The organism is Nocardia sp. NPDC051750 (genome assembly GCF_044453135.1).
Taxonomy (GTDB): Bacteria; Actinomycetota; Actinomycetes; order Mycobacteriales; family Mycobacteriaceae; genus Nocardia.
The window spans coordinates 337,664-364,249 of sequence record NZ_JBITCK010000007.1 but is presented as its reverse complement, the minus strand read 5'-3'; the positions used below and the strand labels follow the sequence as shown (position 1 = coordinate 364,249).

At 68.4% G+C, this 26,586-nt stretch carries 27 protein-coding genes; 15 read left to right on the top strand and 12 right to left on the bottom strand.

The features are described 5' to 3' along the window. Positions 1-93 precede the first annotated feature (93 nt). From ACIA75_RS29645 to ACIA75_RS29630, 4 genes are all read right to left on the bottom strand, one after another. A complete protein-coding gene (locus tag ACIA75_RS29645) occupies positions 94-984 on the bottom strand; it encodes a glycine betaine ABC transporter substrate-binding protein (protein WP_397109809.1) in 891 nt (296 codons plus the stop codon). Positions 985-1,270: 286 nt separating this feature from the next. Next, positions 1,271-2,476 carry an NADP-dependent malic enzyme gene (locus ACIA75_RS29640; RefSeq protein WP_397110330.1) on the bottom strand — a complete coding sequence of 402 codons (1,206 nt, stop codon included), beginning with the start codon at positions 2,474-2,476 and terminating at the stop codon, positions 1,271-1,273. A gap of 814 nt (positions 2,477-3,290) precedes the next feature. After that, entirely contained in the window at positions 3,291-3,557 is a 267-nt protein-coding gene (locus tag ACIA75_RS29635; RefSeq protein WP_397109807.1) for a hypothetical protein, read from the bottom strand. Next, positions 3,554-4,408, bottom strand: a complete 855-nt coding sequence (locus tag ACIA75_RS29630; protein ID WP_397109805.1) for a PHP domain-containing protein — start codon at positions 4,406-4,408, stop codon at positions 3,554-3,556. The genes ACIA75_RS29635 and ACIA75_RS29630 overlap by 4 nt, the downstream gene beginning before the upstream one ends. A gap of 62 nt (positions 4,409-4,470) precedes the next feature. On the opposite strand from ACIA75_RS29630, the gene ACIA75_RS29625 reads away from it, so the two are divergent. Continuing rightward, on the top strand, positions 4,471-5,544 hold the full coding sequence (locus ACIA75_RS29625) for a magnesium and cobalt transport protein CorA (RefSeq protein WP_397109803.1): 1,074 nt from the start codon (positions 4,471-4,473) through the stop codon (positions 5,542-5,544). A 30-nt stretch (positions 5,545-5,574) separates the two neighbouring features. Here the strand turns inward: ACIA75_RS29625 and ACIA75_RS29620 are convergent, their stop codons facing one another. Genes ACIA75_RS29620 through ACIA75_RS29610 form a run of 3 tightly spaced genes read right to left on the bottom strand, consistent with a single transcriptional unit; the run spans position 5,575 to position 7,624 of the window. Next, positions 5,575-6,153 (bottom strand): suppressor of fused domain protein, encoded by a 579-nt coding sequence (locus tag ACIA75_RS29620; protein WP_397109801.1) that lies wholly within the window; start codon positions 6,151-6,153, stop codon positions 5,575-5,577. Between the two features lie 3 nt (positions 6,154-6,156). Continuing rightward, a complete protein-coding gene (locus ACIA75_RS29615; protein WP_033243303.1) occupies positions 6,157-6,648 on the bottom strand; it encodes a general stress protein in 492 nt (163 codons plus the stop codon). Between the two features lie 31 nt (positions 6,649-6,679). Next, positions 6,680-7,624 carry an HpcH/HpaI aldolase/citrate lyase family protein gene (locus ACIA75_RS29610; RefSeq protein WP_397109798.1) on the bottom strand — a complete coding sequence of 315 codons (945 nt, stop codon included), beginning with the start codon at positions 7,622-7,624 and terminating at the stop codon, positions 6,680-6,682. A gap of 53 nt (positions 7,625-7,677) precedes the next feature. Between ACIA75_RS29610 and ACIA75_RS29605 the strand changes: the two genes are divergently transcribed. The 10 genes from ACIA75_RS29605 to ACIA75_RS29560 all read left to right on the top strand — a co-directional run bounded on the left by ACIA75_RS29605 (position 7,678) and on the right by ACIA75_RS29560 (position 16,037). After that, positions 7,678-8,958, top strand: a complete 1,281-nt coding sequence (locus ACIA75_RS29605) for a magnesium transporter MgtE N-terminal domain-containing protein (RefSeq protein WP_397109796.1) — start codon at positions 7,678-7,680, stop codon at positions 8,956-8,958. Next, on the top strand, positions 8,955-9,566 hold the full coding sequence (locus tag ACIA75_RS29600; protein WP_397109794.1) for a DUF1003 domain-containing protein: 612 nt from the start codon (positions 8,955-8,957) through the stop codon (positions 9,564-9,566). The genes ACIA75_RS29605 and ACIA75_RS29600 overlap by 4 nt, the downstream gene beginning before the upstream one ends. A 138-nt stretch (positions 9,567-9,704) precedes the next feature. Continuing rightward, on the top strand, positions 9,705-11,093 hold the full coding sequence (locus ACIA75_RS29595) for a lytic transglycosylase domain-containing protein (protein ID WP_397109792.1): 1,389 nt from the start codon (positions 9,705-9,707) through the stop codon (positions 11,091-11,093). A gap of 255 nt (positions 11,094-11,348) precedes the next feature. Next, the gene (locus ACIA75_RS29590; RefSeq protein WP_397109790.1) at positions 11,349-12,203 is read left to right on the top strand and encodes a lytic transglycosylase domain-containing protein; all 855 of its coding nucleotides are present in this window, start codon (positions 11,349-11,351) and stop codon (positions 12,201-12,203) included. A gap of 19 nt (positions 12,204-12,222) precedes the next feature. Further along, complete coding sequence (locus ACIA75_RS29585; RefSeq protein ID WP_397109788.1) at positions 12,223-13,359, top strand: Mrp/NBP35 family ATP-binding protein; 1,137 nt, start codon at positions 12,223-12,225, stop codon at positions 13,357-13,359. A 34-nt stretch (positions 13,360-13,393) separates the two neighbouring features. Further along, complete coding sequence (locus ACIA75_RS29580; RefSeq protein ID WP_397109786.1) at positions 13,394-13,714, top strand: DivIVA domain-containing protein; 321 nt, start codon at positions 13,394-13,396, stop codon at positions 13,712-13,714. Beyond that, a complete protein-coding gene (locus tag ACIA75_RS29575) occupies positions 13,711-14,280 on the top strand; it encodes a DNA-3-methyladenine glycosylase I (RefSeq protein WP_397109784.1) in 570 nt (189 codons plus the stop codon). The genes ACIA75_RS29580 and ACIA75_RS29575 overlap by 4 nt, the downstream gene beginning before the upstream one ends. Positions 14,281-14,438: 158 nt before the next feature. Further along, entirely contained in the window at positions 14,439-14,606 is a 168-nt protein-coding gene (locus tag ACIA75_RS29570; RefSeq protein ID WP_064484472.1) for a DUF3117 domain-containing protein, read from the top strand. After that, entirely contained in the window at positions 14,593-15,522 is a 930-nt protein-coding gene (locus ACIA75_RS29565; protein ID WP_397109782.1) for a putative RNA methyltransferase, read from the top strand. The genes ACIA75_RS29570 and ACIA75_RS29565 overlap by 14 nt, the downstream gene beginning before the upstream one ends. A gap of 116 nt (positions 15,523-15,638) precedes the next feature. Next, entirely contained in the window at positions 15,639-16,037 is a 399-nt protein-coding gene (locus ACIA75_RS29560; RefSeq protein WP_397109780.1) for a group 1 truncated hemoglobin, read from the top strand. A gap of 15 nt (positions 16,038-16,052) precedes the next feature. On the opposite strand, the gene glgA is transcribed toward ACIA75_RS29560, so the two are convergent. Then, positions 16,053-17,210, bottom strand: coding sequence for a glycogen synthase (glgA, locus tag ACIA75_RS29555; protein ID WP_397110328.1), 1,158 nt, complete (start codon positions 17,208-17,210; stop codon positions 16,053-16,055). Positions 17,211-17,343: 133 nt separating this feature from the next. Here glgA and glgC point away from each other — a divergent pair, with 133 nt between their 5' ends. After that, complete coding sequence (gene glgC, locus ACIA75_RS29550; protein WP_397109778.1) at positions 17,344-18,558, top strand: glucose-1-phosphate adenylyltransferase; 1,215 nt, start codon at positions 17,344-17,346, stop codon at positions 18,556-18,558. Between the two features lie 187 nt (positions 18,559-18,745). Here glgC and ACIA75_RS29545 read toward each other — a convergent pair whose 3' ends face one another. From ACIA75_RS29545 to ACIA75_RS29530, 4 genes are all read right to left on the bottom strand, one after another. After that, positions 18,746-20,401, bottom strand: a complete 1,656-nt coding sequence (locus ACIA75_RS29545) for an ABC transporter permease (protein WP_397109776.1) — start codon at positions 20,399-20,401, stop codon at positions 18,746-18,748. Further along, positions 20,398-21,318, bottom strand: a complete 921-nt coding sequence (locus ACIA75_RS29540) for an ATP-binding cassette domain-containing protein (RefSeq protein WP_397109774.1) — start codon at positions 21,316-21,318, stop codon at positions 20,398-20,400. Before ACIA75_RS29540 ends, ACIA75_RS29545 begins: the two co-directional genes overlap by 4 nt. A gap of 266 nt (positions 21,319-21,584) precedes the next feature. Beyond that, the gene (locus ACIA75_RS29535; protein WP_397109772.1) at positions 21,585-22,298 is read right to left on the bottom strand and encodes a TetR family transcriptional regulator; all 714 of its coding nucleotides are present in this window, start codon (positions 22,296-22,298) and stop codon (positions 21,585-21,587) included. 437 nt (positions 22,299-22,735) lie between these two features. Further along, on the bottom strand, positions 22,736-23,368 hold the full coding sequence (locus ACIA75_RS29530; RefSeq protein ID WP_397109770.1) for an O-methyltransferase: 633 nt from the start codon (positions 23,366-23,368) through the stop codon (positions 22,736-22,738). A gap of 475 nt (positions 23,369-23,843) precedes the next feature. Between ACIA75_RS29530 and sigE the strand changes: the two genes are divergently transcribed. The 3 genes from sigE to ACIA75_RS29515 all read left to right on the top strand — a co-directional run bounded on the left by sigE (position 23,844) and on the right by ACIA75_RS29515 (position 26,561). Further along, a complete protein-coding gene (gene sigE, locus ACIA75_RS29525; protein ID WP_397110326.1) occupies positions 23,844-24,536 on the top strand; it encodes an RNA polymerase sigma factor SigE in 693 nt (230 codons plus the stop codon). A gap of 86 nt (positions 24,537-24,622) precedes the next feature. Then, the gene (locus ACIA75_RS29520) at positions 24,623-25,009 is read left to right on the top strand and encodes a hypothetical protein (RefSeq protein WP_397109768.1); all 387 of its coding nucleotides are present in this window, start codon (positions 24,623-24,625) and stop codon (positions 25,007-25,009) included. A 10-nt stretch (positions 25,010-25,019) separates the two neighbouring features. Continuing rightward, a complete protein-coding gene (locus ACIA75_RS29515; protein WP_397109766.1) occupies positions 25,020-26,561 on the top strand; it encodes a trypsin-like peptidase domain-containing protein in 1,542 nt (513 codons plus the stop codon). Positions 26,562-26,586 lie beyond the last annotated feature (25 nt).

Genomic DNA, 26,586 nt, shown 5'->3' with positions numbered 1-26,586 from the left:
CAAACGGTTCATGCCGTGGTCACTCCGGACTCCTGGTACGACACCGCGGGCCGCGCCAACATTCCGGGCATACCGGACCGATCGTAACCCCCGCTACAGACCGTGTGCGTCCAGCCAGGTGCGGGCCAGCTCCGCCGGGTCGGCGCTCTGGTCACGGACCCGCAGCACCAGCGTCACCAACTCGTCGGTGGTCAGTTCACCCGCGACATAGTTCAGCTTCTCCGACTGCCGCTCGTCGAGCATCCCCTTGCGGACCAGGGCGAGCGGGTTCTCGGTGCGGATCGCGTCCCCGGGGTCGGCCAGAACGGTCAGTCCGTCGGTGCCCGCGGGGAGGAATTCGGCCGGACCGCCCAGGACCGCCACCTGGATCCGGCCGTCCAGCAGCGCTGGGCGCAGTTCCGCGGGGTCGGCGAACTGCTGGGTCGCCATGAACTCGCAGCCCGAGATACGCGCCGCGGCCGTGGGCAGTTCGAGCACCCCCGGAACCGCCGCGGTCCCGGCAACGAGACCGGAACACTGTCCGGTGAGATCCTCGACCGTCTCGATGCCGCGCTGTCCGGCGGTGGCGGTGGTGATCAGCACCCGGGGTTCGAAGTCGGTCCCGTCGGCGGGGTCGGAGGTCGCCGTGTCCTGCGGCAGCGACCCGTTCAGTTCCTCGGTCACCGCGTCCACGGTCTCCGCGTCGGCACCGGTGTTCAGTTCCGCGAGCAGCGCCCCGTTGTGATCGGCCGCCACCGTGACCGTTCCCGCGCCCAGTGCCGCGAGAACATCCGCCCGGCCGCCGAGTCCCGCTTCGACCCGCACCGCCGTCCCGGTCCGGGCCAGCGCCTGCGCATAGATCTCCGCGAGCACTCGCGACTGCGCCGATTCCTGCGCCCCCACCACTACCGGCTCGGGGTCGTCGGCACCGCACGAGACCGCCAGCACCGCCAGCGCCGGTACCAGCATCCGGCCAACGGCACGCACCGACGCAGCCAGCCCCATAGCGAAACCTCTACTTCCTGTGTTTATGGCGCCGCCTGCGGCGGCGCGGGTTCCGGCCCCCCTTGGGCCCTGCTTTCAGCCCTCGAGACTCGCGGCTGCGCCGCATGCGCTTCGAGGGCTGAAAGCAGGGCCGGGCCGAAACCTCCAAGGGCCTCGTAAGACTCGGCACCGCCGCTGGGCGCGTCAGGTTCGGCGGGGCGACACGACGAAAACTACAGCACCCGGCAATTGGTGTCTGCCGGGTGCTGTAGTTGCGGTTACCGCCCGGGTAAGGCGGAACGATCTATCAGGCGACGCCTTCCGCGCGAGCGGCGGCGGCGACCGCTTCGGCGACCGCCGGGGCGACCCTGGGGTCGAGGGGGCTGGGCACGATCTTGTCGACCGCGAGTTCGTCGGCGACCACGCCGAGGATCGCGTCCGCGGCGGCGATCTTCATACCTTCGGTGATACGCCGGGCACCCGCGTCGAGCGCACCCTTGAACACACCGGGGAAGGCCAGCACATTGTTGATCTGGTTCGGGAAATCGCTCCGGCCGGTCGCGACGATCGCGGCGTACTTGCGGGCCACCTCCGGGTGGATCTCCGGGTCCGGGTTGGACATGGCGAACACGATTGCCTCCGGTGCCATCGAGGCGATGAGTTCTTCGGCGATGGTGCCCGCGGACAGACCCAGGAACACATCGGCACCGGTGAGCGCGTCCGCCGCGGTACCGGTGAGGCCGCGCGGGTTGGTGCGCTGCGCCAGATCCGCCTTCACCGCGTTGAGGTCGCTGCGGTCGCGGCTGACGATGCCCTTGGAGTCCAGCACCGTCACATCGGCGACACCGGCGGCGAGCAGAATATTCGTGCAAGCCACACCCGCGGCACCCGCACCCGACACAACCACTTTCAGGCCGGCGGTGGGCCGGCCCTGCACCCGGGCCGCACCGTTGAGCGCCGCCAGCACCACGATGGCGGTGCCGTGCTGATCGTCGTGCATGACGGGGCAGTCGAGCGCTTCGATGACCCGCTTCTCGATTTCGAAGCAGCGGGGCGCGGAGATGTCCTCCAGGTTCACGGCGCCGAAGCTGGGCCGCAGCCGGATCAGGGTCTCGACGATCTCGTCGACATCCTTGGTATCGAGCACGATCGGAATGGAATCCAGCCCGGCGAACTTCTTGAACAGCGCCGATTTGCCTTCCATCACGGGCAGCGAGGCGCGCGGACCGATATCACCGAGACCGAGCACCGCGGAACCGTCACTGACCACGACCACGAGACGGTCGGTCCAGGTGTAGCGCTTGGCCAGTTTCTCGTCCTCGGCGATCGCGCGGCTCACCTGCGCGACACCGGGGGTGTAGGCGATCGAGAGGTCGCGCTGCGTTTCGAGCGGCGAGCTGAGCTCGACCGATAGCTTGCCGCCGAGGTGACCGGCGAAGATCTCCTCGTGAGTGATCGCCGCGAGGTCTTCGGCCTCGTTCTTGCTGGCGGTGGCATTCGGTGCGTCAGTCACAGAGGACACGATTTCACTCCTGCTGGTTGCGGTCGTAACCGGTGGACGGTTACCGCCGGGTATTTGGTGTTATCTGCGTCATATCGGGCTCATCCCCGCGTGCACGGGGAGCGCAACTTCCTGACCAGGCGGTTTTACCGGCGAGGCGATAACCCGGAGATCCGGGCAACACCTGCCGCCGAGACGGCGACGGCACTGCCTGCGGACAGCGGCGGGTTCAGGAAGGTTTCGGACAGGGTTGTCCAGCGGAACTCGGCAGACGCCCGGCTCCGGCCGCGACGGTGCGTCGCGTGGCGGTGGGCGCCGGATATCCCCGACCCGGCGGTGGCAACGATCGGGAATCCGCAACATTGTGCCAGGTCCTTGGGCATATGCCAAACCGGACGCGGCAAATCGGATATCGGGCACCACGCGCTCAGCGTAGGCGGCGGGCATTACCTTCCCGTAAGCGGAAACTCCCGGCTGTCCGGCAAGACAGGTGAGCCGGTTCATCCCCATAGCCGATCGATCAGACCCGACCGAACGTGCCCAGCGGCGGCGCCGAGTCCAGCGAGGCCCTCGGAGGTTCCATAACCCCGATCGAACCTGACGCGCCCAGCGGCGGCGCCGAGTTCAGCGAGGCCCTTGGAGATTCCATAACCCCGAACGAACCAGACACGCCCAGCGGCGGCGCCGAGTCCAGCGAGGCCCTTGGAGGTTTTGGCCCGGCCCTGCGTTCAGCCCTCGAAGCGCATGCGGCGCAGCCGCGAGTCTCGAGGGCTGAAAGCAGGGCCCAAGGGGGCCAAAACCCCGCGCGCGCCAGCGCGCCAAAGATTCAGCCCCACCATTGGGTCCACAGCAGGAGGGTGGCAGCTCCGACCATCAATGCGGCGACAGCCAGAGATGCTGTGCCGCGTTTCCGGTCCGAATAGAGCTGTGCCGCAACGGCGACAGCCGCGATCACGATATGCCAGCCGATCGATTCGGCACCGGGGCCCGGGAAGCCGCGGCGAGCGCCGATCAGGGCCGCGCCCACAACAACGCAGGCCAGCACCACGAGGCCCGCCGCCACCGCACCGCTCACTCCGCGGACGAGTTTCATGAGGTGAGTACCGGGACGCCGGTCGCGCGGCCGGTCAGTTTCTCGAATTGGGCCGGGTCGGTGGTGCACGCGCCCAGTTCGATCGTTTTGTTCGCGCCGTGGTAATCCGAGGAACCGGTCGTCAGCAGGCCGTATTCGCCCGCCAGGTCACGGAGCACGGCGCGATCGTGCGCGTTGTGGTCGGGGTGATCGACTTCCAGCCCGCCCAGGCCCAGCGGCACGAGAGCCGGGATTTCGGCGAGGTCGAGCAGGCGGCCGCGACTGCGGGCCCGGCCGTGCGCCAGCACACTCACCCCGCCGGCGTCGGTGATCATCTGCACTGCCCGGCGCAGGGGCGTATCGGCCTTCTCCACGTAGTACGGCCCGTTCGCGGCCAGCAACTGGGTGAACGCCGCGTTCACGCTCGGAACCACACCGGCCTCCACCAGGGCACGGGCGAGATGCGGGCGGCCCGCCGCGGGACCGGCGGCGGCGAGCACCGCGTCCGGGTCCACGGGTAGCCCGTCCGCGGCCATTTGTTCGGCCATGGCCCGTAGCCGCTGCACCCGTTCACCGCGCAGTCGCTCACGTTCGGCGGCGAAACCGCTGTCGGCGGGGTCGAACAGATAGGCCAGCAGATGCACCGAGACCGGCCAGCCGTCGACACCGCGGCCCATACACGACATCTCCATGCCGCGGACCAGGGAAAGTCCGGCCGGGCGGGCGACCTCCGCTTCCGCCCAGCCGGCGGTCGTATCGTGATCGGTGATCGCGACAACGTCCAGGCCGGCGCCGGCCGCCTTGCGCACCAGGTCGGCCGGGGTGTCGGTCCCGTCGGAGGCGGTGGTGTGGGTATGCAGGTCGATGCGCACGCCGTCCAGTCTGTCAGTGCCGGTTTCCGGTACCGTTCGCGCGGGCGGGCTAGCATCGACGGGTGCCTTCCCTTCCGCTGCCGTTCCACGGGCCCGGAAAGGTGCGGCGTTCCGCTTCGGTGCCCTATATCCGGGTGCCCACCGCCCGCGCGATCGTGGACTGCGCCGTCTACGTGGACGGCGAGCGACTACCCGGGCGATTCACCCACCAGAGCGCGCTGTCCGCCGCCCGCGAGCGCGGCGGATTCGTCTGGCTGGGCCTGCACGACCCCGACGCCCGGCAGATGGCGGAGGTCGCCGAGACGTTCGGGCTGCACGCGCTGGCCGTCGAGGACGCGGTCCAGGCACATCAGCGGCCGAAACTGGAACGCTACGACCGGACCCTGGTCGTGGTGATGCGCACCGTCGCCTACCGGGAACACGAAATCCACAGTGTCAGCGAAATCGTGGAAACCGGTGAGCTGCTGATATTCATCGCGCCCGATTTCGTGATCGCGGTCCGGCACGGCGAACATTCGCCGCTGGCGGTAGTCCGGCGCCAGTTGGAATCGGATCCCGGCCGGTTACGTCTCGGCCCCGGTTCGGTCCTGCACGCGATCGCCGACCATGTGGTCGACTCCTATATCGAGGTCGTGCAGTCGGTGGAATTCGATGTCGACGCGATGGAGGAGGAGATCTTCACCCCGCGCTCCCCGATCACTGTCGAAGCGATCTATCAGCTCAAACGGGAAGTGGTGGAACTGCGGCGCGCGGTGAATCCGCTGGCCCTGCCGTTGTACTCGCTGGTGCACAACACCGATCTGCCGCTGGACGCCGAGATCCGCCGCTATTTTCGCGATGTCGCCGACCATCACACCGCGGTCGCCGAACGTATCTCCGATTTCGACGACGCGCTGAGCTCGCTGATCAATGCCGCACTCGCCAAGATCACGGTCCAGCAGAACACGGATATGCGAAAAATATCGGCGTGGGTGGCGGTGGCCGCGGTACCGACCATGATCGCCGGTATCTACGGAATGAACTTCGAGCACATGCCCGAACTCAAAACCACCTGGGGCTATCCCGTGATATGGCTGGTCATCATTACGATCTGCGGCTCACTGCTGGCCCTTTTCCGTCGCAACAACTGGCTCTGAAGATTCGACCCACGCCGGAGGTTCCCGAAGTTACAGCGAGGCGGCGCCGCGACCGGGGTCCAGGATATCGATCCCCGCCTCGTTCCAGGCGTCTCGCAATGCCTGCGCCCCGCGCACGCGCACCCAGGCTGCCTCGGTGGCCGTCACCGGGGTCACCGCGAAATACCGCACCGGTTCAGCGGGGTCGGGCAAGTCCACCTCCGGGATTTCACCGGGTCCGAGCAGCACAGCCGTGAACGGCGCGTCCCGCCAGAGCGGCTCACCCAGGTCCAGCAGCGCGTCGGCCTGCAGGACAACACCTTCCACCGCGGGCGCGGCGGCGAGCACACCCAGCGATCGGGCCACCCCAGCACTCCCGGACCCGGCCCGCAGGGTGAGCACCAGTTCCGCCCGCGGGCCGCGCACCGGGTCGGCGAGCACCTCGGCCGGATCGCCCATCGGATGCCGCGATCCGCCCACGGTCACGTAATGCACTACGCCGTCACCCGGTATCCGGAGAATCTCGATGGGCTCCAGGCCGAGAAATGTCACCGACGCGGTATCCACAGCGGCGGCGTCCACCGCGAAATGGCCCACCACCGCGGCGCGCACCCGCTCGATCACGTCCATCCGCTAAATAGCCAGCCGGGCGAGCATATCCCGGGCCTGCTCGGCGGTTTTCGGATCGCACAGCACGTCGTAGCGCCCGGCGACCAACTGCATGGTCGACGCGAAATCACGCTGGCCGCGCGTGGCGGCGTACGGAATCGTGGTGGAAATAACTCCGAAAATAATGCCGCCGACCAGACCCACCAGCAGCGGCCCGGCCATCCCGTTGGTCGTGAACAGGCTCAGCAGCAATCCGAGGAACAGCCCGAGCCACGCCCCCGACACAACACCCCCGCCGATCACCTTTCCCCAGTTCAGCCGGTACAGCACCCGCTCGACCTGCATGAGATCGACACCGACGATGGTCACGTTCTGCACCGGGAACTGATTGTCCGCCAGATAATCCACGGCACGTTGCGCCTCGGCATAGGTCGGATACGAACCGACCGGCCACCCCGAAGGCGGCGTGGGCAGACCCTGTCTGCCGCGATTCGAGCTCCCAAGGGGGTTCGTCATACCTATATTGTGCCGCCTCGAATCGGACATGCTATTCGGGGGCGGTGAAGGTGGTCGTGCGCTTCATTCCCGCCGCCCGGCCTTTTTCCGCGATGACCACCGCCATTTTCGCGCTGGCCTCGTCGATCATTTCGTCGCCCAGCATCGCCGCGCCGCGGGCGCCGCCGTCGGCCGAGGTGTGATAGGCGTAGGCCTCCAGAATGAGTTCGGCGTGGTCGTAATCCGATTGCCGCGGGCTGAAGATTTCGTTGGCGGCATCGACCTGGCTCGGGTGCAGGACCCATTTGCCGTCGAAACCCAGTGCCGCGGTGCGGCCGGCCGCGCGGCGGAAACCGTCGATATCGCGGATCTGCAGGTAGGGGCCGTCGATCGCCTGGAGACCGTGGGCGCGAGCGGTGAGCAGGATCGTCATCAGGATGTGGTGGTAGGCGTCGCCGGTGTCGTAGCCCTCGGGCTGCTCACCCACCACCAGGGTGCGCATATTGATACTCGCCATGAAATCCGCGGGGCCGAAGACCAGGGTCTGCACGCGGGGACTGGCGGTGGCGATCTCGTCGATATTGCGCAATCCCAGCGCGTTCTCGATCTGCGGCTCGATCCCGATCCGGCCGGGTTCGATCTCGTTCGCGCGCTCCAGCTGGCTCAGCAGCAGATCGAGGGCCCGGACCTGGCCGGCGTCGGTGACCTTGGGCAGCAAGATGGCGTCGAGCGCGGTTCCGGCGCCGTCGACTACCGAGATCACATCGGCGTAGGTCCACTGGGTGGTCCAGTCGTTCACCCGGACCACCCGCAACTGTTCACCCCAGCCGGAATCGTTGAGGGCGGCCACGATATTGGCCCGGGCGGCGGCTTTCGCGCCGGGGGCGACGGCGTCCTCGAGGTCCAGGAAGACCTCGTCGACCGGCAGCCCTTTGGCCTTGGCGATCATTTTCGGGTTGCTGCCCGGCACGGCAAGCACGGAACGGCGCGGCTTCATCAACACTCCTGGGGTCGGCCCGGTCCGGCCCCGGAACATCTAGCCTGGCATCCATGGCAGCTACCAGGGTCTATATCGCCAGGCTCACCGGCCTGGCGGTGCTGGGGCCGGACGGCGAGTCTATCGGCCGCGTACGCGACGTGGTGGTGGCCGTCCGATACGACCGCCAGGAACCGCGCGTCCACGGGCTCGTGGTGGAGTTGCCGACCCGGCGCCGGATCTTCGTCCCGATGCTGCGGGTGACCACGATCGAGCCCGGTTCGGTAACGCTGAACACCGGGAATGTCAGCCTGCGGCGCTTCGCGCAGCGGCCGGGGGAACTGCTGGCGATGGCGCAGATTGTGGACTCCGCGGTGCGGGTGGACGATCCGGACCTGCCCGATCTGGCCGGTGTGGATGTTCTCGTGGTGGATCTCGGTATCGCCCTGACCCGCACCCGGGATTGGCGGGTTTCGCGGGTCGCGGTGCGCGGACATCGCCGGCTGGGCCGGCGCCGCGCGGTACATGTGGTGGATTGGGCCCGGGTACAGGGTCTCACCCCGTACGAGCTGGGGCGGCCCGGACAGGATGTCAGCACGTTGCTCGAGCAGTTCGAGAGCCTGCGGGCGGCCGATGTCGCGCACCGGCTGCGGGAGCTGCCGGCCAAGCGCAGGCTGGAGGTGGCCGTCGCGCTGGACGACGAACGGCTCGCCGATGTCGTCCAGGAACTGTCCGGCGACCACCAGCTCGAACTACTCGGCCAGCTCGAGATGACCCGGGCCGCCGATGTGCTCGAGGCAATGGACCCCGACGACGCCGCCGATCTGCTGGGCGGCCTGCCGGAGAACGAGGCCGAATCCCTGCTGACGCTGATGGATCCGCAGGAGTCCGAACCGGTGCGCCGGCTGCTGGAACATTCGCCGGATACCGCGGGCGGGCTCATGACGCCCGAGCCGGTGGTCCTGAGCCCGTCCACGACGGTGGCGGAGGCGCTGGCGCGGGTCCGGGATCCCGATCTGACCCCCGCGCTGGCGTCGATGGTGTTCGTCGTGCGGCCGCCGACGGCCACCCCCACCGGGCGCTATCTGGGCTGTGTCCATCTACAGCAGCTGTTGCGCGAACCGCCGGCGCATCTGGTCAGCGGAATCCTGGACACCGATCTGGCGACGTTGCGCCCGGAACTGCCGCTCGCCGCGGTGACCCGGTATTTCGCCAGCTACAACCTGGTGTGCGGGCCGGTGGTGGACGAGCAGAACCATCTGCTGGGCGCCGTCAGCGTGGACGATGTGCTCGACCATCTGCTGCCCCCCGATTGGCGTGAGGACGAGCAGCTGTACGAGGGTGTGCGGCCGTGACCGAGAAGAGCACCGTGAGCCGGGCGGCGGCCAACGCCCGGCAGCGCCTGGAGACTCCCGTCGGGTCCCGGTTCCGTTTCGATTGGGATGCCGAAGCGCTGGCCCGCGGCAGCGAGCGGATCGCCCGGTTCCTGGGCACCGGACGCTATCTGGCGCTGCAGACGGTGGTGGTGATCGTCTGGATCCTGCTGAACGTCTTCGTGATCGCGCTGCGCTGGGATCCCTACCCCTTCATCCTGCTGAACCTGGCGTTCTCCACCCAGGCGGCCTATGCCGCTCCACTGATCCTGCTGGCGCAGAACCGGCAGGACAACCGGGACCGGGTATCGCTCGAGGAGGACCGGTTACGGGCCGCGCAGACGAAGGCGGATACCGAGTTCCTGGCCCGGGAGCTCGCCGCACTGCGCCTGGCCGTGGGCGAGGTGGCGACCCGGGATTATCTGCGCCGGGAACTGGACGAGGTCCGGGATGCGCTCGAGCGGATCGAGACCGCGGCGGGCGTCGGCCCGACGCGCGGCCCGGACAAAGCAACCAAGCCGAAACGCAAGAAAACCTCCGGTCACAAGCCGGTTACAGGGTCGGTTTCACCGCCAGTCGCCGACGATTGACCGGAAATCCACAATATGCTCCTGACCGGTGGGTAACCTGGATCACGTTGTCCCGAGCGCGCCATCCGGGAATGTCCGAGACGGTCGCTCACCTGTGACATAGAGGAACGGTGGAGCCGAATGCGGATACCTACCCCTGTGGCACTGTCGGCTCTCGTCATGGCGGGCCTGGTAGCCGGTGGTTCAGCAGCACATACGACCTTGTCGACGACACCTCCGGAGGCTCCCGGGGCCCGGCTCGCCACGGACGCCGAACGCATCGGGGCGGCATCCGGGGAGGCAGCACCCCCATTGACCCAGACACTCGGGATGCTCCCCGTCGAGCCCACCACACCGCGAAAACTTCGCGCGCTCAGCCCCACCCCGTACGGATTCTCGCCGCTCACCGGGACCTTTCCGTTACACAGCATCACCCTCCCCCGGGGCGGCGGCGCCCTCGGGATCCCGGAAATCGTGCTGGCCGCTTATCGCAACGCCGAACTGGCCCTACAGTCCTCGGCACCGAACTGCGGGGTCACCTGGAATCTGCTCGCCGGAATCGGCCGGATCGAATCCGGCCATGCGAACGACGGGCGCACCGACGCCGCCGGCACCACCGACCCGCCGATTTTCGGACCGGCGCTCGACGGCACCCTGCCGGGCAACGAGGTCATCCGGGGTACCGACGGCGGATACGTCCGCGCCCTCGGCCCCATGCAGTTCCTGCCCGGCACCTGGTCGCACTATGCCGCCGACGGTAACGCCGACGGCCACGCGGATCCGCACAATGTTTTCGACGCCGCACTGGCCGCGGGCAAATATCTGTGTTCGGGCGGGCTGAACCTGCGTGACCCGCAACAGGAATTGCGGGCGGTGCTGCGCTACAACAACTCGATGTCGTACGCGGCCACTGTGCTGAGCTGGTCCGCAGCCTACCGCACCGGCGGCCGGTCGGCTCCCGTCACCCCGTCCCCCGGCCTCGTGCCGCCCGGCAGTGTCCCCACGCAACTGCCGCCCGGCTCCCCGGATATCCTGGCCGCGCAGACCGATAGCGCGGTCCCGCCGCCCCCGCCGGAGTTCGCGATCCGGACTCCGCGCCCCGAACCGATGATCCGGATCCCGGGGCTGCCGCCGATCCCGTGCGGGCTGCTGTGCCCACCGGCACCGGGGTCACCGAAGGCCGGCCAGGCCCTTCCGGCTCCCGCTCCCGCACCGGACGCACCGGCTCCCGGCGCCCCCGTGGCTCCCGCCCCCGGCGAACCGGCACCCGCCCCGGAAAACCCTGCGCCGCAAGGTGGTCCGGATAACCGGGCAGCACCACCCGCCCCGCCACCGGCACCGGCACCTCCGACGATCACCCTGCCGGGCGGGCTGGTTCTACAACTGCCTATCGCACTGATCCCGGGCCCCGCGACCCCGGCGCCGGCCGATGCGGTACCGGCGCCGCCACCGGCCGCCGCGGCACCTGCAGACCCGGCAGCGCCCACAGCCCCGGCACCTGCAGACCCGGCAGCGCCGGCGCCCGCGCCGGCGGCACCACCCGCCTGACAGCACCCACCGGCCTGGCGCACTGCTCCCTCCCGCGCCGAGTTCGAGGCCCGGTCGCCGACCGGGCCTCGACGCTGTGCGTACGTACCGGTTCCCAAGGGGTGCCGCCGCATTCCCTTCCCATTCCGCGCCGAAATAATGGTCACGAGGCAGTAACGAACTGGTCTCGGATGCGGTAGTCTCGACAGCGAAGGTCACGGCCGGGCAACGCCGGCCGCGATCGCAGGCTGTGGTTCAGATGAAGGGCTTGAGTACGTGGGGCGTCACCGTAAACAGCAACCTGCCAGCGTTACGCGCAATTCGGTTATCGCGCTCACCGGTCTGGTACCGGCCGGAGTCGTGGCAACCAATGCCGCGGCGGCCGTGGCCACCGATCCCACCGCGGCCTCGGTGGAAATGCATATGGCGGCCCTCAGCGCCGCCCCCGTGCAGACGATGGCACCGGCCGTGGTCGACGACACGGCGGTGCACGCCATGGCCAAACAGTCCCCCGAGGCGCCGATCGAGGTGAAAACGGTCGCGCTGGACCCGAACCGCGCCCGTAACGACCTGCCGGTGGCCGCGTCCGGGATTCCCGGTATCGCCGAGGCCGCCTACATCAACGCCGAGCAGATCCTGGCCGATGAGGATCCCGGGTGCAATATGCCCTGGACGATGCTGGCCGGTATCGGCCGGGTGGAGTCCACCCATATGTACGACGGCAAGGCCGATACCGACGGCAACGCGCTCGCCCCGGTATTCGGCCCGGCACTGGACGGCAGCCTCGCGGGCAACAATGTCATCCACGATTCCGACGGCGGCGCCCTCGACGGCTACAGCGGCTACGACCGCGCGGTGGGTCCCATGCAGTTCCTGCCGGAAACCTGGACCCACTACGCCGCGGACGGTAACCGCGACGGGATCTCCGATCCGCAGAACTACTACGACGCGACGCTGACCGCCGGGAAGTACCTGTGCTCCGGCGGGCTGGACATGACCGATCCCGCCCAGCAGACCAGGGCGATCCTGCGCTACAACAACTCGATGGCCTATGTCGCGAACGTCATGGCCTGGGCCCAGTCCTATAAGACGGGTATCGCACCGCGGCCCGCGGAACTCCCCCGGATCTGACGGCACTACCATCGGCAGCATGCCAGTGGTAACGGAAGCGGAGGTGCGGGGCGCCCTCGCGAAGGTGGACGACCCGGAGATCCGCAAACCGATCACCGAACTGGGCATGGTGAAAAGCATCCGGATCGACCCGGACAGCAACGTGCACATCGAGGTGTACCTGACCACCGCCGGTTGCCCGTTGCGCACCGAGATCACCCAGCGGGTCAGCACCGCGGTGACCGATGTCGCCGGGGTCGGCGCGGTTTCGGTCGAGCTCGATGTCATGAGCGATGAACAGCGGACCGAACTGCGCAAGCAGTTGCGCGGCGATTCCGCCGAACCGGTGATCCCGTTCGCCCAGCCCGGTTCGCTCACCCGCGTGTACGCGGTCGCCTCAGGTAAGGGTGGGGTCGGTAAATCGAGCGTCACGGTGAACCTGGCCGCCGCCCTCGCCGACCGCGGCCTGGCGGTCGGCGTACTGGATGCCGATATCTACGGCCACTCCATCCCCCGGATGCTCGGCACCGATGCCCGGCCCACCCAGGTCGAGCGGATGATCATGCCGCCGGTCGCCCATGACGTGAAAATGATCTCGATCGCGCAGTTCACCAAGGGCAATACCCCCGTGGTGTGGCGTGGCCCGATGCTGCACCGGGCCCTGCAGCAGTTCCTCGCCGATGTGTTCTGGGGCGATCTGGACGTGCTGCTGCTGGATCTGCCGCCCGGCACCGGCGATGTGGCGATCTCCATCGCCCAGCTCATCCCGAACGCGGAGATCCTGGTGGTCACCACCCCGCAGATCGCCGCCGCCGAGGTCGCCGAACGTGCCGGGGCCATCGCGCTGCAGACCCGGCAGCGGATCGCCGGGGTCGTCGAGAACATGTCCTGGCTGGATCTGCCCGACGGCAGCCGGATGGAGCTGTACGGCTCCGGGGGCGGGCAGGCCGTCGCCGACCGGCTCACCCGCGCCGTCGGCGCCGAGGTACCGCTGCTCGGTCAGATCCCGATCGAACAGGCAGTGCGGGAGGCCGGCGACGAGGGCACCCCCATCGTGCTGCGCGACCCGGACAGTCAGGCGGCTGTGGCACTGCGCGCGGTCGCCGACAAGCTGGCGGTGCGCCGCCGCGGCCTGGCCGGTATGTCCCTCGGGATCGATACCACCCGTCACCTCTGAGCACCCTGTCACCGGGGGCACTTAAACTCGACCCATGCTCACCCTGCTGCTGTACGTCCTGATCGTGGGTTTGGTGGCCACGGTGCTGTTCCTGCTGGCCGGCGCGGTCTTCGGCCGGTCGGAGGAGCTGGGACCGCTGCCGGAGGGGACGACCGCGACCGTACTGCCGGTGGACGGCATTTCCGGCGCCGATGTCCGGGCGCTGCGCTTCCAGCAGGTCGTGCGTGGGTACAAGGCCGGCGAGGTCGATTGGGCACTGGCCCGGCTGGCCGCCCGGATAGACGAGCTCCAGACGCAACTGGCCGAGGCGCAATCCGCCGCGGCCGGTCACGCCGGCGGTGCGGAGCGGCGGTGACCATCGACACCCTGGTTCGCTGTCCGTGGTCGGTCGAGTCCCAGATCTACCGTGACTATCACGACGAGGAGTGGGGCCGCCCACTGCACGGGAACGACGCCCTGTTCGAACGGCTGTGCCTGGAAGCGTTCCAATCGGGCCTGTCCTGGATCACCATTCTGCGCAAACGCCCCGCTTTCCGGCTGGCCTTCGCCGGATTCGCCATCGACCGCGTCGCCGAATTCGGTGACGCCGACCGTGCCCGACTATTGGCGGACCCGGGGATAGTGCGCAATCGCGCCAAAATTGACGCCTGTATCGCAAATGCGAAAGTGGTACGCGCGCTCGATATCGATCTGGACGAACTGCTGTGGTCGTTCGCTCCGGCGCCGCGGCCGCGACCGCACGCGATCGCCGAAATTCCCGCCGTGACTCCCGAATCCACCGCACTGGCAAAAGAATTGAAGCGGCGCGGATTCCGCTTCGTCGGACCGACCACCGCGTACGCACTCATGCAGGCAACCGGAATGGTCGACGACCACCTGGCCGAATGCTGGGTCGATACCCGGCACACCCGCCCCGGCTGACCGGTCACATTTGGACGTCGGGTGTCCGCCGTGTCCTGCGATAGGGAAGAATAGACCGAGTGCGGTCCGTCGCTTCAGCCGACGGACCGCCCGGTTGGTGACAACCGGGGATCCGAGCAAGTGCGCAGCATACCGCGCAGATCTGGAGGGAGCAGAGGATGGCGGCCATGAAGCCCCGTACCGGGGACGGTCCCCTCGAGGCAACCAAGGAAGGCCGTGGGATCGTTATGCGGGTCCCACTCGAGGGTGGCGGGCGTCTGGTCGTAGAACTCACGCCCGACGAAGCCGCGGCACTCGGTGACGAATTGAAGAGTGTCACCGGCTAGTCACACTGCCGAGGAGTCGGCGCTGGCCGCGGTCGCCGGGGTGCTGAGCTGCCCCGTATGCGGCCGCGGTCTGCTGTGCGCGGACCGCGTCCTGCGGTGCGACCTCGGGCACAGTTTCGATATCGCCCGGCAGGGTTATGTCAGTCTGCTCACCGGTGCCGCCACCAAACTGACCGGTGACACCGCGGAAATGCTCGACGCTCGCGCGGCTTTTCAGGGTTCCGGGTTTTTCGAGCCGATCGCCGAGGCGGTTGCGGCGGCCGTTGTGGCGTCCCGGGTGCCCGGCACCGTCGAGCAGGCCGGGGCAGCTGCGCCCCGGGTGTCCGGCGCCGACGAGGTGATCGCGGAGATCGGCGCGGGCACCGGCTACTACCTGGCGCGCGTCCTGAACGCGGTCCCGGCGGCCCGGGGAATCGCGGTGGATATCGCCAAACCCGCCGGCCGCCGGAGTGCCCGTGCCCACCCCCGCGCGGCGGCCGTGGTAGCCGATGTCTGGCGCGGGCTGCCCGTGCGCGACCACACGCTGACCGCGGCACTGTCGGTGTTCGCGCCGCGCAACCCGGAGGCCGTCGCCCGATCGCTCGTGCCCGGCGGCCGGTACCTGGTGGTCACTCCCACTGTCCGGCACCTGGCGGAGTTGATCGGCCCGATCGGTATGGTCACCGTCGACCCGGACAAGGAGCGGCGGCTCGCCGACGGTATGTCCGGATTGTTCACCCGGCTGGACAGCACGGCGGTCGAGTATTCGATGACCGTGACCCGCGCCGATATCGCGCGTCTGGTGGCGATGGGCCCGTCGGCGCATCATGCCGCCGCGGCGTCCGAACGGATCGACCGGCTGCCCGAGCCCTTCGAGGTGACGGCGTCGGTCACGGTGGGCACCTATGCCGCCTTTCACGCGCCGGCCGGCGGCTGATCTCACCACTGCCCTGCCGCCGCTGTGAGTTACGGGCAATCGCGCTGCCACACAGGGCAATCCACTCGCGACGCCGACCTGATGGCCGGGTAACACCATCCTGATGTCCTTGATGCATGCGGTTACCGACATTCGGAAAACAGAAGACCACCACCATCTACGACCGGATCGGCGGCTACGAAGCACTCGAATCAGTTGTCGCCGATTTCTACACCCGGGTTCTCGCCGACGAAGAATTGGCCGGTTTCTTCACCGGGACGAATATGGCCCGGCTACGCGGTAAACAGGTCGAATTCTTCGCGGCGGCGCTGGGCGGCCCCGAACCCTATACCGGCGCACCGATGAAACAGGTGCACCAGGGCCGGGGTATCACCATGCACCATTTCGAACTGGTGGCCGGGCACCTGACCGAATCGCTCAGCGCGGCCGGGGTGGACGAGGCGACGGTCGGCGAGATCATCGGCGCGGTCGCGCCGCTGGCGGGCGATATCACCTCCGGTCCGGCGCCGGCGTAACGGGACCGGCGCCGTTCAGGGCTTACACACCGTGCGATACACCCGCACGGTCTGCTCGGCGATCCGGTACCAGTCGAATTCGGCCAGCGCGCGGCGGCGCCCGGCCGCACCCAGCTCGGCCGCGCGCACCGGGTCCGCGGCCAGTTCGTTGATCGCGGCCGCCAGGGCGTGCTCGTAGGCGGCGGTCTCCCCGGCGTCGAAATGCACCAGGCGACCGGTGCGGCCGTCGGCGACCACCTCGGGGATCCCGCCGACATCCGAGGCGATCACGGCGGTCGAACACGCCATGGCCTCGAGGTTGACGATGCCCAGCGGCTCGTACACCGAGGGGCAGACGAAGACCGTGGCCGCGGCCAGCAGCTGGCGGATCTGCTCGGTGGGCAGCATCTCCCGGACCCAGAACACGTTCGCGCGGCTGCGATGCAACCCGGCGACGGCGCCGGCGACCTCCGCTTCCAGTTGCGGAGTGTCCGGGGCGCCCGCACACAGCACCAGCTGGATCTCCGGGTCGACCTCGCGCGCCGCGGCCAGCAGGTGCCCGACCCCCTTCTGCCGGGTGATCCGCCCGACGAACACCGCCAGGGGGCGGTCCGCCCGCACCCCGAGTTCGTCCAGGATCCGGCGGCTGTCCGGTACCGGCGGGCCCGGGTGCCAGACACCCGCATCGATCCCGTTGCGCACCACATGGACCCGATCCGGGTCCAGAGCGGGATAGGCGTCGAGGACATCGCGGCGCATCCAATCGCTCACCGCGATCACCGCGTCTGCGTGTTCGAGCGCATTGCGTTCCGACCAGGAAGACAGCCGGTAGCCGCCACCCAGTTGTTCGGCCTTCCACGGCCGGCGCGGCTCCAGCGAATGGGTGGTGACCACGTGCGGGATGCCGTACAGGGTGGCCGCGAGGTGCCCGGCGAGACCCGAGTACCAGGTATGCGAATGGACCACATCCGCCGCGCCCACCGCATCGGCCATCCGCAGCTGAGCCGACATCATCCGCAGGGCCGGATTGGCCCCGTCCAGCGCCGGGTCCGCGCCGTGCACCTGCGCGTCCGGGCGCGGCACGCCCATACAGTGCACGGTCACCGTACTCATCCGCCGCAGCCGGGCCACCAGCTCCGTGACATGCACACCTGCCCCGCCGTACACCTCGGGCGGATATTCCCGGGTCAACATGGCCACCCGTAGCGGATCGCCCGCGGATACCTCGGGTACCGCGTCCGCACCGCTGGAACCGAAACTCACGGATTCACGGTAGACGCCGAGCGGTCGACACCCCCCGACCACCTCGTTCGGTAGGTTTGGCTCTGTGAGGAGCCAGCCGCACGTCCTGGGAATCGTGCTCGCCGGTGGCGAGGGCAAGCGACTCTTTCCGCTGACAGCCGACCGGGCCAAGCCGGCCGTCCCGTTCGGCGGGGCCTACCGCCTCATCGACTTCGTCCTGAGCAATCTCGTCAATGCCGGTTTCCTGCGGCTGTGCGTACTCACTCAGTACAAATCGCATTCGCTGGACCGGCATATCTCCCAGACCTGGCGGCTATCCGGTTTCGCCGGGGAATACATCACCCCGGTACCGGCGCAGCAGCGGCTCGGGCCGCGCTGGTACACCGGCAGCGCCGACGCCATCATGCAGTCGCTGAATCTCATCTACGACGAAGACCCCGACTACATCGTGGTGTTCGGCGCCGATCACGTCTACCGAATGGATCCGGAGCAGATGGTGGCCGACCATATCGATTCCGGGGCCGGTGTCACCGTCGCCGGTATCCGGGTGCCCCGCAGCGAGGCGGGCGCTTTCGGCTGTATCGATTCCGACGAATCCGGGCGGATCCTCGGATTCCTGGAGAAACCGGCGCATCCGCCCGGGATTCCGGACGACCCGAATTCGACGTTCGCCTCGATGGGCAACTATGTGTTCACCACGAAGGTGCTGGTGGATTCGATCAAGGCCGATGCGGAGAATTCCGATTCCGATCACGATATGGGCGGCGACATCATCCCCGGTCTGGTCGCCGCGGGTCAGGCCTCGGTCTACGATTTCGCCGATAACGACGTCCCCGGCGCCACCGACCGCGACCGCGGCTACTGGCGCGATGTCGGCACCATCGACGCCTTCTACGAGGCGCATATGGACCTGGTGTCGGTGAACCCCGTGTTCAATCTCTACAACCGGCACTGGCCGATCCGCGGCGCCGCCGAAAACCGGCCGCCCGCGAAATTCGCCCGGGGCGGGCTGGTCCAGGAATCGATTGTCGGAGCCGGCAGTTTTCTGTCCGCGGCGACCGTCCGCAATTCGGTACTCAGTGCGAACGTCCTGGTGGACGAGGGCGCCACGGTCGAAGGCAGTGTCCTGATGCCGGGTGTGCGGATCGGGCGCGGTGCGGTGGTCCGGCGCGCGATCCTGGACAAGAACGTCATGGTGTCCGAAGGCGAGATCATCGGGGTCGATTCGGAGCGCGACAGCAGCAGATTCGCCATCAGCCACGGCGGTGTGGTCACCGTCGGAAAAGGCACGTGGGTCTGAGCTTCCTCGAGACCCCGCGCCGGGACACCGGCGATCGCCGCAACAGAGCCGGCGAGCAGGCTCCTCGCGGTGCGGGCGGCGATCGACGACTGTGGGAGCGCGCCCGGCCGTGAGACCTCGGTCACCCGGGAAACCGGCCCCTGTCCCGTATAAGGGCAGGGGCCGGCCTCCACCGTCCGGCGTCGTGTCAGCGCACGTCCCGGGCCCGCATACCTATCAGCCCCGCGGCCAGCACCACCGCGGCGACCGCGGTGACCACGATCGTGGGAGTCGCGCTGTACTCCATTCCCGGTACCTTCGGCGCGTGACTGAACGGTTCCAGATTCCGCAGCCATTGCGGAGCACCGGAGATCGAACCGAGCAGGAACACCGCGATCGCGGCGGTCAGCAACCCCCACGCCAGCGGTGTCCAGCGCGGCACCAGTCCGAAGAGTGCGACCGTAAGGGCCGCGAACAGCCAGATCGCGGGCAGTTGCACCAGTGCGGCGGCGAGCATCCCGGGCAGTGTGCCGCCGATATCGCCGGCCGCGATCCCGTAGGCCAGCCCGCCCAGCACACCGGCGGTCAGCATGATCACCACCGGCCCGCCGAGGGCGAACACCAGGTGCGAGGCCACCCACCGGATTCTGCCGACCGCGCCGCTGAGCACGGATTCGGCGTGGTGGCCGTTCTCCTCGCCGAACATCCGCAGCGCCGCCGATACCGCATACGCGGCACCCGCGATCCCCAGCATCGTGAACGCGTAGCTCACGAAAGAATCCTCCAGCGAATCCGTACCGCCCATCCGGGTGATCAAGTCGCGCAGGGTTTCGTTGCTGCCGAAACTGTCACCGATCCCGTTGATGACACTTCCGATCACCAGCCCGTACAGACCGACCCCGATCCCCCATCCCAGCAGGGCGCCGCGCTGTAACCGCACGGCCAAGCCGAAGGGACCGGTCAGACCCGGTCCGGCGACGGCGGGCCCGAGACGTTCGGCGAGCAGGCCGGCGCCGACGTCGCGGCGGCGCAGCAGGGCGAAAGCCACCACGACCGTCACGGTGAGCAGCACCGAATGCAACAGCAGGACCCACCACCGGTCGCCCGCATAGGGACGGACCTGCAATGACCAGCCCTGCGGCGACAACCAGGTCAGCGGATTCACCGGGCCGTCCCCGGCCTGGGCATCGCCCACCGCCCGCAGCGTGAAGGTCACCGCGAGCACCGCGAAGGCCAGACCCCGCGCGAGCCGGGCACCGGTGCACACCTGCGCCGTCACCGCCGCAACGGCGGCGAACACCATGCCCGATCCCGCGAGAGCGAGTCCGAAGGCCAGCGAACCACTCGCCGGAACTCCGGTAGCGGTCAGGCTCACCGCACCGATCAGCCCGGCCAGCAGCGCGCCGCCGAGGGCCAGGATCAACGCGGCCGTCAGATTCGCGTATCGCCCGACCGAGGTGGACGCCAGGACCTCGGTGCGTCCCGTCTCCTCCTCGGCCCTCGTGTGCCGGATCACGGTGAGGATCGTGGCCACCGCGATCAGAGTGTGGAACATCCCCGCCTTCCAGATGCCGACAGCGCCGATCGATGTGTCGTAGACCGGGCCGTACATCGCCAGCTGCGCGGGACTCGCCAGAATCGTGGCGGCGAACGAGGCGCGGTCGGCCGCGGTCGGATACACCGATTCGATACTGGCCACATACACCGAGCCCAGCGGCACCGACAGCAGCAGAATCCACAGCGGCGCGACGATCCGGTCGCGTCGCAGATACAGCCGCAGCAACCGGAGGGTGCCGGTGAAATCGGTGCCCGCGGAGGCGGAATCGAACATGCTGTGCCGGGCTCCGGCCACCGCCGTGGTCATTTCCGCACCTGCTGCAGTTCGCCGGCCTCCTGGCCGTTCACCGAATAGTGCCGCATGAACAATTCTTCCAGCGTCGGCGGCCGGCTGATCAGGCTGCGGACCCCGGTATCGCCGAGGATGCGGATCAGTTCGGCGAGGTGGTCCCCCTCGACCTGACAGCGCAGCGTGTGGTCGGCCATGCTGACATCCGCAACCCCGGGCAGCGCCGCGATATCACCGGGGTCGCCGGTCAGTTCGGCGGTGATGGAGGTGCGGCTCAGATGCCGCATCGAGGCCAGCGTCCCGCTCTCCACCGTGCGCCCGGACCGGATGATCGTGACCCGCTCGCACAGGGCCTCCACCTCCGACAGGATATGGCTGGACAGCAGCACGGTCGCACCGCGGTCGGCCGCTTCGGCGACGCATTCGCGGAAGACCTGCTCCATCAGCGGGTCCAGGCCCGAGGTCGGCTCGTCGAGCAGCAGCAGCCGGGCGTGGGACGAGAACGCCGAGATGAGCGCGACCTTCTGCCGGTTTCCCTTGGAGTAGGTCCGCGCCTTCTTCCGGGGATCCAGCTCGAAGCGCTCGATCAGTTCGGCGCGCCGGGTGCTGTCCAGCCCGCCGCGCATGGTGGCGAGCAGATCGATGGTCTCCCCGCCGCTGAGCGAGGGCCACAGGGTCACATCACCCGGAACGTAGGCGATCTCGCGGTGCAGTGCCACCGCGTCGGCCCAGGGGTCGCGGTCCAGCATCCGCACCTCACCGGAGGTGCGGGACAGCAGTCCCAGCAGGATCCGGATGGTGGTGGATTTACCCGCTCCGTTGGGGCCCAGGAAGCCGTGGACCTCCCCCTCTGCCACCTGCAGGTCCAGCCCGTCGAGTGCGCGGACTTGCCCGAAATGTTTGTGCAGATCCCGGATGTCTATTGCCGAAATCATCGAATCTCCTTGTGAGACATTGGAATGCAGATTCTCGAAGTAGAGGTGTTCGGGTCGGCAGACCGCCGATGCCCGATGGGCGCGAAGGGGCGGTCGCGCCGATCAGTTCGCGCGCGGCGTCGTCCGCCGGGTGCTCCCGGCGGCCACGCCCGCTTGTTCGCCGGCCCAGCCCAACCGGGACGTCGCGCCGATCCCACTGCCGACGTGGGGCCCGAATCCCCGAGTGTCCGCCGCGTGCTGGCCGGCCCGGCGACGCCGGACCCGGATCACGAGCGGGGCGCTGTGTCCGTATCGCCCGCGTGCGGCCCGCGCCCGGCCGGATCCCGGCCGGACTCCGGGGTCGCGCCGGGCCGGCGCCGCGCCGCGAGCAACGCCTCCACCATCGACGAGTCGGTGAGCAGACCGTCGGTGTAGAGCTCGAGGGCGGGCAGCATCATCTGGTCGGCGTAATCGCGCAGGGCCTGCCGGTAGTCGACAACCCCGTCCGGCGGGGTGTGTGTCTGCAGGAACATCAGCATGCCGCCGCCGTTGGCCGTGGCCAGGTACCGCGCCATGGCCTTCATATCCCGCGGTTTGCGCAGCACACCCGAGGCCACGCCCGCTTCCAGGTACTGCTCGACATCCTCGACCATGTGCTCGAACAGGGTCCCGGCCAGGTCACCGCCCGCCTGAAAGCTCCGCATCATGTACGCGATGATCGGAGCGAACTCCTCGATCTCGGCCAGCTGCTGCAGCAAGTTGCCGGTGGACGGCTGGTTCATGTAGCTCATCTTCGATTCACGGATCACTCCCCGCACGTAGTCGTCGCATTCGATACGCAGGCCGTCCTTGGACCCGAAATGGTGGTTGACCAATCCGGGCGACACTCCCGCGGCCTTCGCGATGGCCCGGACTCCGACACCGAAGCCCTGTTCGCCGAACAGCGCGACCGCCGCGTCTCGAATACGCGCCCGGGTGGTCAGATCATCGCTTGAACGCATGTTCAATACGTTAAACAGTCGTTCAGCCCGGACACAAGAGTCCGGGCCGTAGAGATTCCGTAAAGAAGACCCGGGCATGCCTGACACGCAGCACCGATTACGCGCCCTCGGCACTTCGGTAGTGCGTTTCACCTGCGAAGATCAGCAGGATTGCGGATGGCGCGGAGAACCGGATCCCGCACCGCCCTGCGCCCGAAGCACTGTCAACCGCCCGAAACACGACCCGGCGAGGCGGCCGCGCACCGGGCGAGTGGCCACTGGCCTGTTCCCACCCAGCTGTCGATACAGCCGATCGCGCCGCCGGCCGTACACCACCCAAGCGCGGGTCCAACAGCCATTTCACGCGGCACGAAGCGGACCAGGATGGAACAGGGCACACACCACGCCGTAGGACCGATTCGTCGACGAACCCGGTCGCACACAGGGCCGGTCGCGCTCTACCCCTTCGAAGCGCAGAGCAGCCCGTCGCCGAGCGGGATGAGGACGCTGGTCAAACCGGGATCCTCGGCGACGAAGCGGGTCGCCGAACGGACCGCCTGGGTGGCCGCGTCCCGGTGCGCCGGATCGGGGACCCGCCCGCCCAGTAGCGCGTTGTGCAGCAAGACGGCCCCACCCGGCCGCAGCAACCGGACCGCCTCCGCGATGTATTGCGGATGTTCGATCGGAGCGCCGTCCACGAAGACCAGGTCATAGGCACCGTCGGCCAGTCGCGGCAGCACATCCAGGGCGCGGCCGTTGATCAGCCGGGTCCGGGCGAGGGGGATATCCGCCGCACGGAACGATTCCTTGGCGGCGCGCTGATGCTCCGGTTCGGAGTCGATGGTGGTCAGCGTGCCGTCCTCGCGCATACCGTCGAGCAGCCACAATCCACTGACCCCGGCACCGGTCCCGACCTCGACCACCGCCCGCGCGTCCAGCAGCTGCGCATACATGCTGAGCAGGGCACCGACCGACGGCGGCACCGGAGCCGCCCCGAGTTCGGTGGCCCGTTCGCGGGCACTGATGAGTACCTCGTCCTCCACGACGGATTCCTCCACGTAGGCGAGATTTCGCTCCAGGTTCGCTGCCACGCAGACGAGGCTATGCCAAACACGGCAAAGCTGGTCGCAACATTCTCAGGTGTCCCTCAGGATCCCCATACCCGGCCCACACGGGAGCAGGGAAGAGTGGGCCCCACGCGTCAGAGCGCCAGGCCCGAAGGCGGCAGCGCAGCGTCACCACACAGGGCTCGCGCTCATGCGTAGCAAGTACAGCAAGACCAGCCGACCGAACGCGGCGGCCGGGAACAACGGGATACGTCTCCGCCGTTGTAACCGGTAAAGGTGGCCCGAGCCGGGTCACCCTTCGAGCCTACGCCTCGGTCCCGATCAGGAGGTCGTCACCATCCACATGGTCGATGCGGTACGCGAGTCCGCCACCTTGCCCGAGCTGCCCCGGGCCCGCCGTTCGGCAGCGCACACCGGGTACGAGCTGCCCGGGCCGGACGAATTCGGCCAGGCGGCGTTTACCGGGCCGGACGGCGCGGTAGCCGCGAACCGAGACCTGATGGCAGCCGATCCCGCATCGCCGGACGCCCACATGGAGGTGCCCGATATGTCCACTACCGACGACCGAGCCGAAGACTTCGACGCCATCCCCGGGGATCCCGACCTCGACGAGGCTCTGACCGGCACCGCCGCCTTCGATGCCACCGGCGACCGCACGGTGATGCCCTCCTGGGACGAACTCGTCCGCGAGCACGCCGACCGCGTCTACCGGCTGGCCTACCGCCTGTCCGGCGACGCACAGGACGCCGACGACCTCACCCAGGAGACGTTCATCCGGGTGTTCCGTTCCCTGTCCAGCTACCAGCCCGGCACGTTCGAAGGCTGGCTGCACCGCATCACCACCAACCTCTTCCTGGACATGGTCCGCCGGCGCAGCCGGATCCGGATGGAGGCGCTGCCCGACGATTACGACCGGGTACCCGCCGAGGGCCCCGGCCCGGAACAGGTCTTCCACGACGCCAGGCTCGATCCCGACCTGCAGTCCGCGCTCGATTCGCTGGCACCCGAGTTCCGTGCGGCGGTCGTGCTGTGCGATATCGAGGGACTGTCCTATGAGGAGATCGGCGCGACGCTCGGCGTGAAGCTGGGTACCGTCCGTAGCCGGATCCATCGCGGACGGCAGGCACTGCGCGAGTATCTTGCGCATAATGGAGTGCAGGAGCGTTTCGCCGCCGAGGCGAGCTTCGGGTAGAACACGAGGCAAGCTTCGGGTGATGCGGCGACCATGACGCCGGATCCCGGCAGTCAGCGATGTCGGTTGGGAAGGATGGACAGCGAATGAGTGGCGACTCCAGTACGCCCGGTCGTCGTCCCCCGCAGTTCCACTCCACCGAGCATCTGGCGAGCGAGGCGGTCGCCGCCTATGTCGATGGTGAGCTGCGGATGAACCCGTATCTGCGCGCGGCGCAGCACCTTTCGGTGTGCCCCGAGTGCGCGGCCGAGGTTGAGGCACAGCAACAAGCTCGGATAGCACTGCGCCGGGCCACTCAGGTTTCGATTCCGACGGGCCTGCACGACAGCCTGTCGCGTATTCCGCTCGCCGAACCCCCGGGCGGGCCGAATTCCCCCGGAAATCCTCGTAACGAGGCCGTATTCGGTTTTTCCGGCCAGTCCTTTTCCGCGACCTTCGACAGCTTCCGGTGGTCGGTGTGGTGGCGCAAGTAGAGTTTGCCGCGTGAGTTCCGAATCGACGCACAATTCCCCTGCCGATACTCCTGATTCGGCGGACGAAAACGGCACAACGGCCGATAACGGCACGCTGCGCCCACCCGGGGCGCCGGTGTTGGCTCCGCGACCGGTCTACCGGCCCCATGTGGACTCACACACCGCGCATGCCTTCCGCCGCCCCACGGGGCAATCCGGATCGTTCGCGCCGCGTGCCGCCGGTAGCGAAACCGAATCGGCCCCGATCGCTCCCAAAGGACCGCCCGCCGCGGTGCTGGCCGAGGCATTCGGCCGGCCGGCCGGTTCCACCGAACTGCTCCAGCGTGATCCGGACGCCGGCCCGGAATCCGCCCCGGCCGCGGGTCCGTCCGATCCCTGGCGCGACCCGGACGCGCAGGCCCGGCTGGGCCCGCCCGCGCTCCCGCAACCGACCGCCGTGGAATGGCCGCAGGGCAAGAAGCTCTCGGCCCGCCAGGTGCTGTTCGGCTCCCGGGTCGCCCCCTCGGCCCTGCTGATACTGGCCGCCGTCGCCCTCGTGATCGGTCTCGTGGGTGGTCTCGCGGGACGGCTCACCGCCGAAACGGCCTCGACACTGACCTCGCGCAAAGTAAGCCTGGAGCAGAGCGACAGCGATCAACCGCACGGGCCGATCGCCCAGGTCGCGGACGCGGTGCTGCCGTCGGTGGTCTCCATCCGCACCACGGTCGGTGAGAACGGCGCCACCGGGTCCGGCGTGGTCATCGACGGCGACGGCTATATCGTCACCAACAACCACGTCGTCTCGATGGCCGCACAGGACACGTCCGGCCGGGCCAGGATCCAGGTCACGTTCTCCGACGGCACCCGGACTCCGGCCAATATCGTGGGTCGCGACCCGAAGAGCGATCTCGCGGTACTGAAGGTCGATGTGAAAAATCTCACTGTTGCGCAGTTGGGTAAATCGGATGATGTCCAAGTCGGCGACGCGGTGCTGGCCATCGGTTCGCCTCTCGGCCTCAGCAAGACGGTCACCTCCGGCATCGTCAGCGCCCTGCACCGGCCCGTGAAACTCGAGGGCGAGGGCAGCGATACCAAGGCCGTGATCGACGCTGTCCAGACCGATGCCTCGATCAACCCCGGTAACTCCGGCGGCGCACTGGTGGACGCGGACGGCCGCGTGATCGGCATCAACACCGCCATCCGCAGCGAGAGCGGCGGTTCGGTCGGCCTCGGGTTCGCGATCCCCGTCGACCAGATGACCGAGGTGGCGCAGACCCTCATCCGCGACGGATCGATCCACCATCCGAGGATCGGGGTCAGCGCCCGCCAGAAGACCGTTGCCAACGAAGTGATGAGCGGCGCGGAGGTCGCGGATGTGGAGCCCGGCAGCCCGGCCGCGAATGCGGGCATCGTCGAGGGCGATGTGATCGTGCGGGTGGGCGACCGGGAGGTCACCAACCCGGACGAGCTGGTGGTCGCGGTGCAGATGAACGATATCGGGCAAACGGTGAACGTCCAGCTCATCCGGGAAGGCCGGCAGGTGGATATTCCGGTGACGCTCGCCTCCGACTGATCCACCACCCGCGGCGCCGGGTAAT

Bases quoted from the DNA above. Each gene is read 5' to 3' on its own strand.
- ACIA75_RS29545 (WP_397109776.1), bottom strand. From the start codon at position 20,401: ATGACCACGGCGGTGGCCGGAGCCCGGCACAGCATGTTCGATTCCGCC.
- ACIA75_RS29560 (WP_397109780.1), top strand. From the start codon at position 15,639: ATGCGGTTACCGACATTCGGAAAACAGAAGACCACCACCATCTACGAC.
- ACIA75_RS29540 (WP_397109774.1), bottom strand. From the start codon at position 21,318: ATGATTTCGGCAATAGACATCCGGGATCTGCACAAACATTTCGGGCAA.
- ACIA75_RS29570 (WP_064484472.1), top strand. From the start codon at position 14,439: ATGGCGGCCATGAAGCCCCGTACCGGGGACGGTCCCCTCGAGGCAACC.
- ACIA75_RS29645 (WP_397109809.1), bottom strand. From the start codon at position 984: ATGGGGCTGGCTGCGTCGGTGCGTGCCGTTGGCCGGATGCTGGTACCG.
- ACIA75_RS29535 (WP_397109772.1), bottom strand. From the start codon at position 22,298: ATGCGTTCAAGCGATGATCTGACCACCCGGGCGCGTATTCGAGACGCG.
- ACIA75_RS29585 (WP_397109788.1), top strand. From the start codon at position 12,223: ATGCCAGTGGTAACGGAAGCGGAGGTGCGGGGCGCCCTCGCGAAGGTG.
- ACIA75_RS29610 (WP_397109798.1), bottom strand. From the start codon at position 7,624: ATGAAGCCGCGCCGTTCCGTGCTTGCCGTGCCGGGCAGCAACCCGAAA.
- sigE (WP_397110326.1), top strand. From the start codon at position 23,844: ATGGCAGCCGATCCCGCATCGCCGGACGCCCACATGGAGGTGCCCGAT.
- ACIA75_RS29605 (WP_397109796.1), top strand. From the start codon at position 7,678: ATGGCAGCTACCAGGGTCTATATCGCCAGGCTCACCGGCCTGGCGGTG.
- ACIA75_RS29635 (WP_397109807.1), bottom strand. From the start codon at position 3,557: ATGAAACTCGTCCGCGGAGTGAGCGGTGCGGTGGCGGCGGGCCTCGTG.
- glgA (WP_397110328.1), bottom strand. From the start codon at position 17,210: ATGTTGACCCGGGAATATCCGCCCGAGGTGTACGGCGGGGCAGGTGTG.
- ACIA75_RS29615 (WP_033243303.1), bottom strand. From the start codon at position 6,648: ATGACGAACCCCCTTGGGAGCTCGAATCGCGGCAGACAGGGTCTGCCC.
- ACIA75_RS29520 (WP_397109768.1), top strand. From the start codon at position 24,623: ATGAGTGGCGACTCCAGTACGCCCGGTCGTCGTCCCCCGCAGTTCCAC.
- ACIA75_RS29620 (WP_397109801.1), bottom strand. From the start codon at position 6,153: ATGGACGTGATCGAGCGGGTGCGCGCCGCGGTGGTGGGCCATTTCGCG.
- ACIA75_RS29580 (WP_397109786.1), top strand. From the start codon at position 13,394: ATGCTCACCCTGCTGCTGTACGTCCTGATCGTGGGTTTGGTGGCCACG.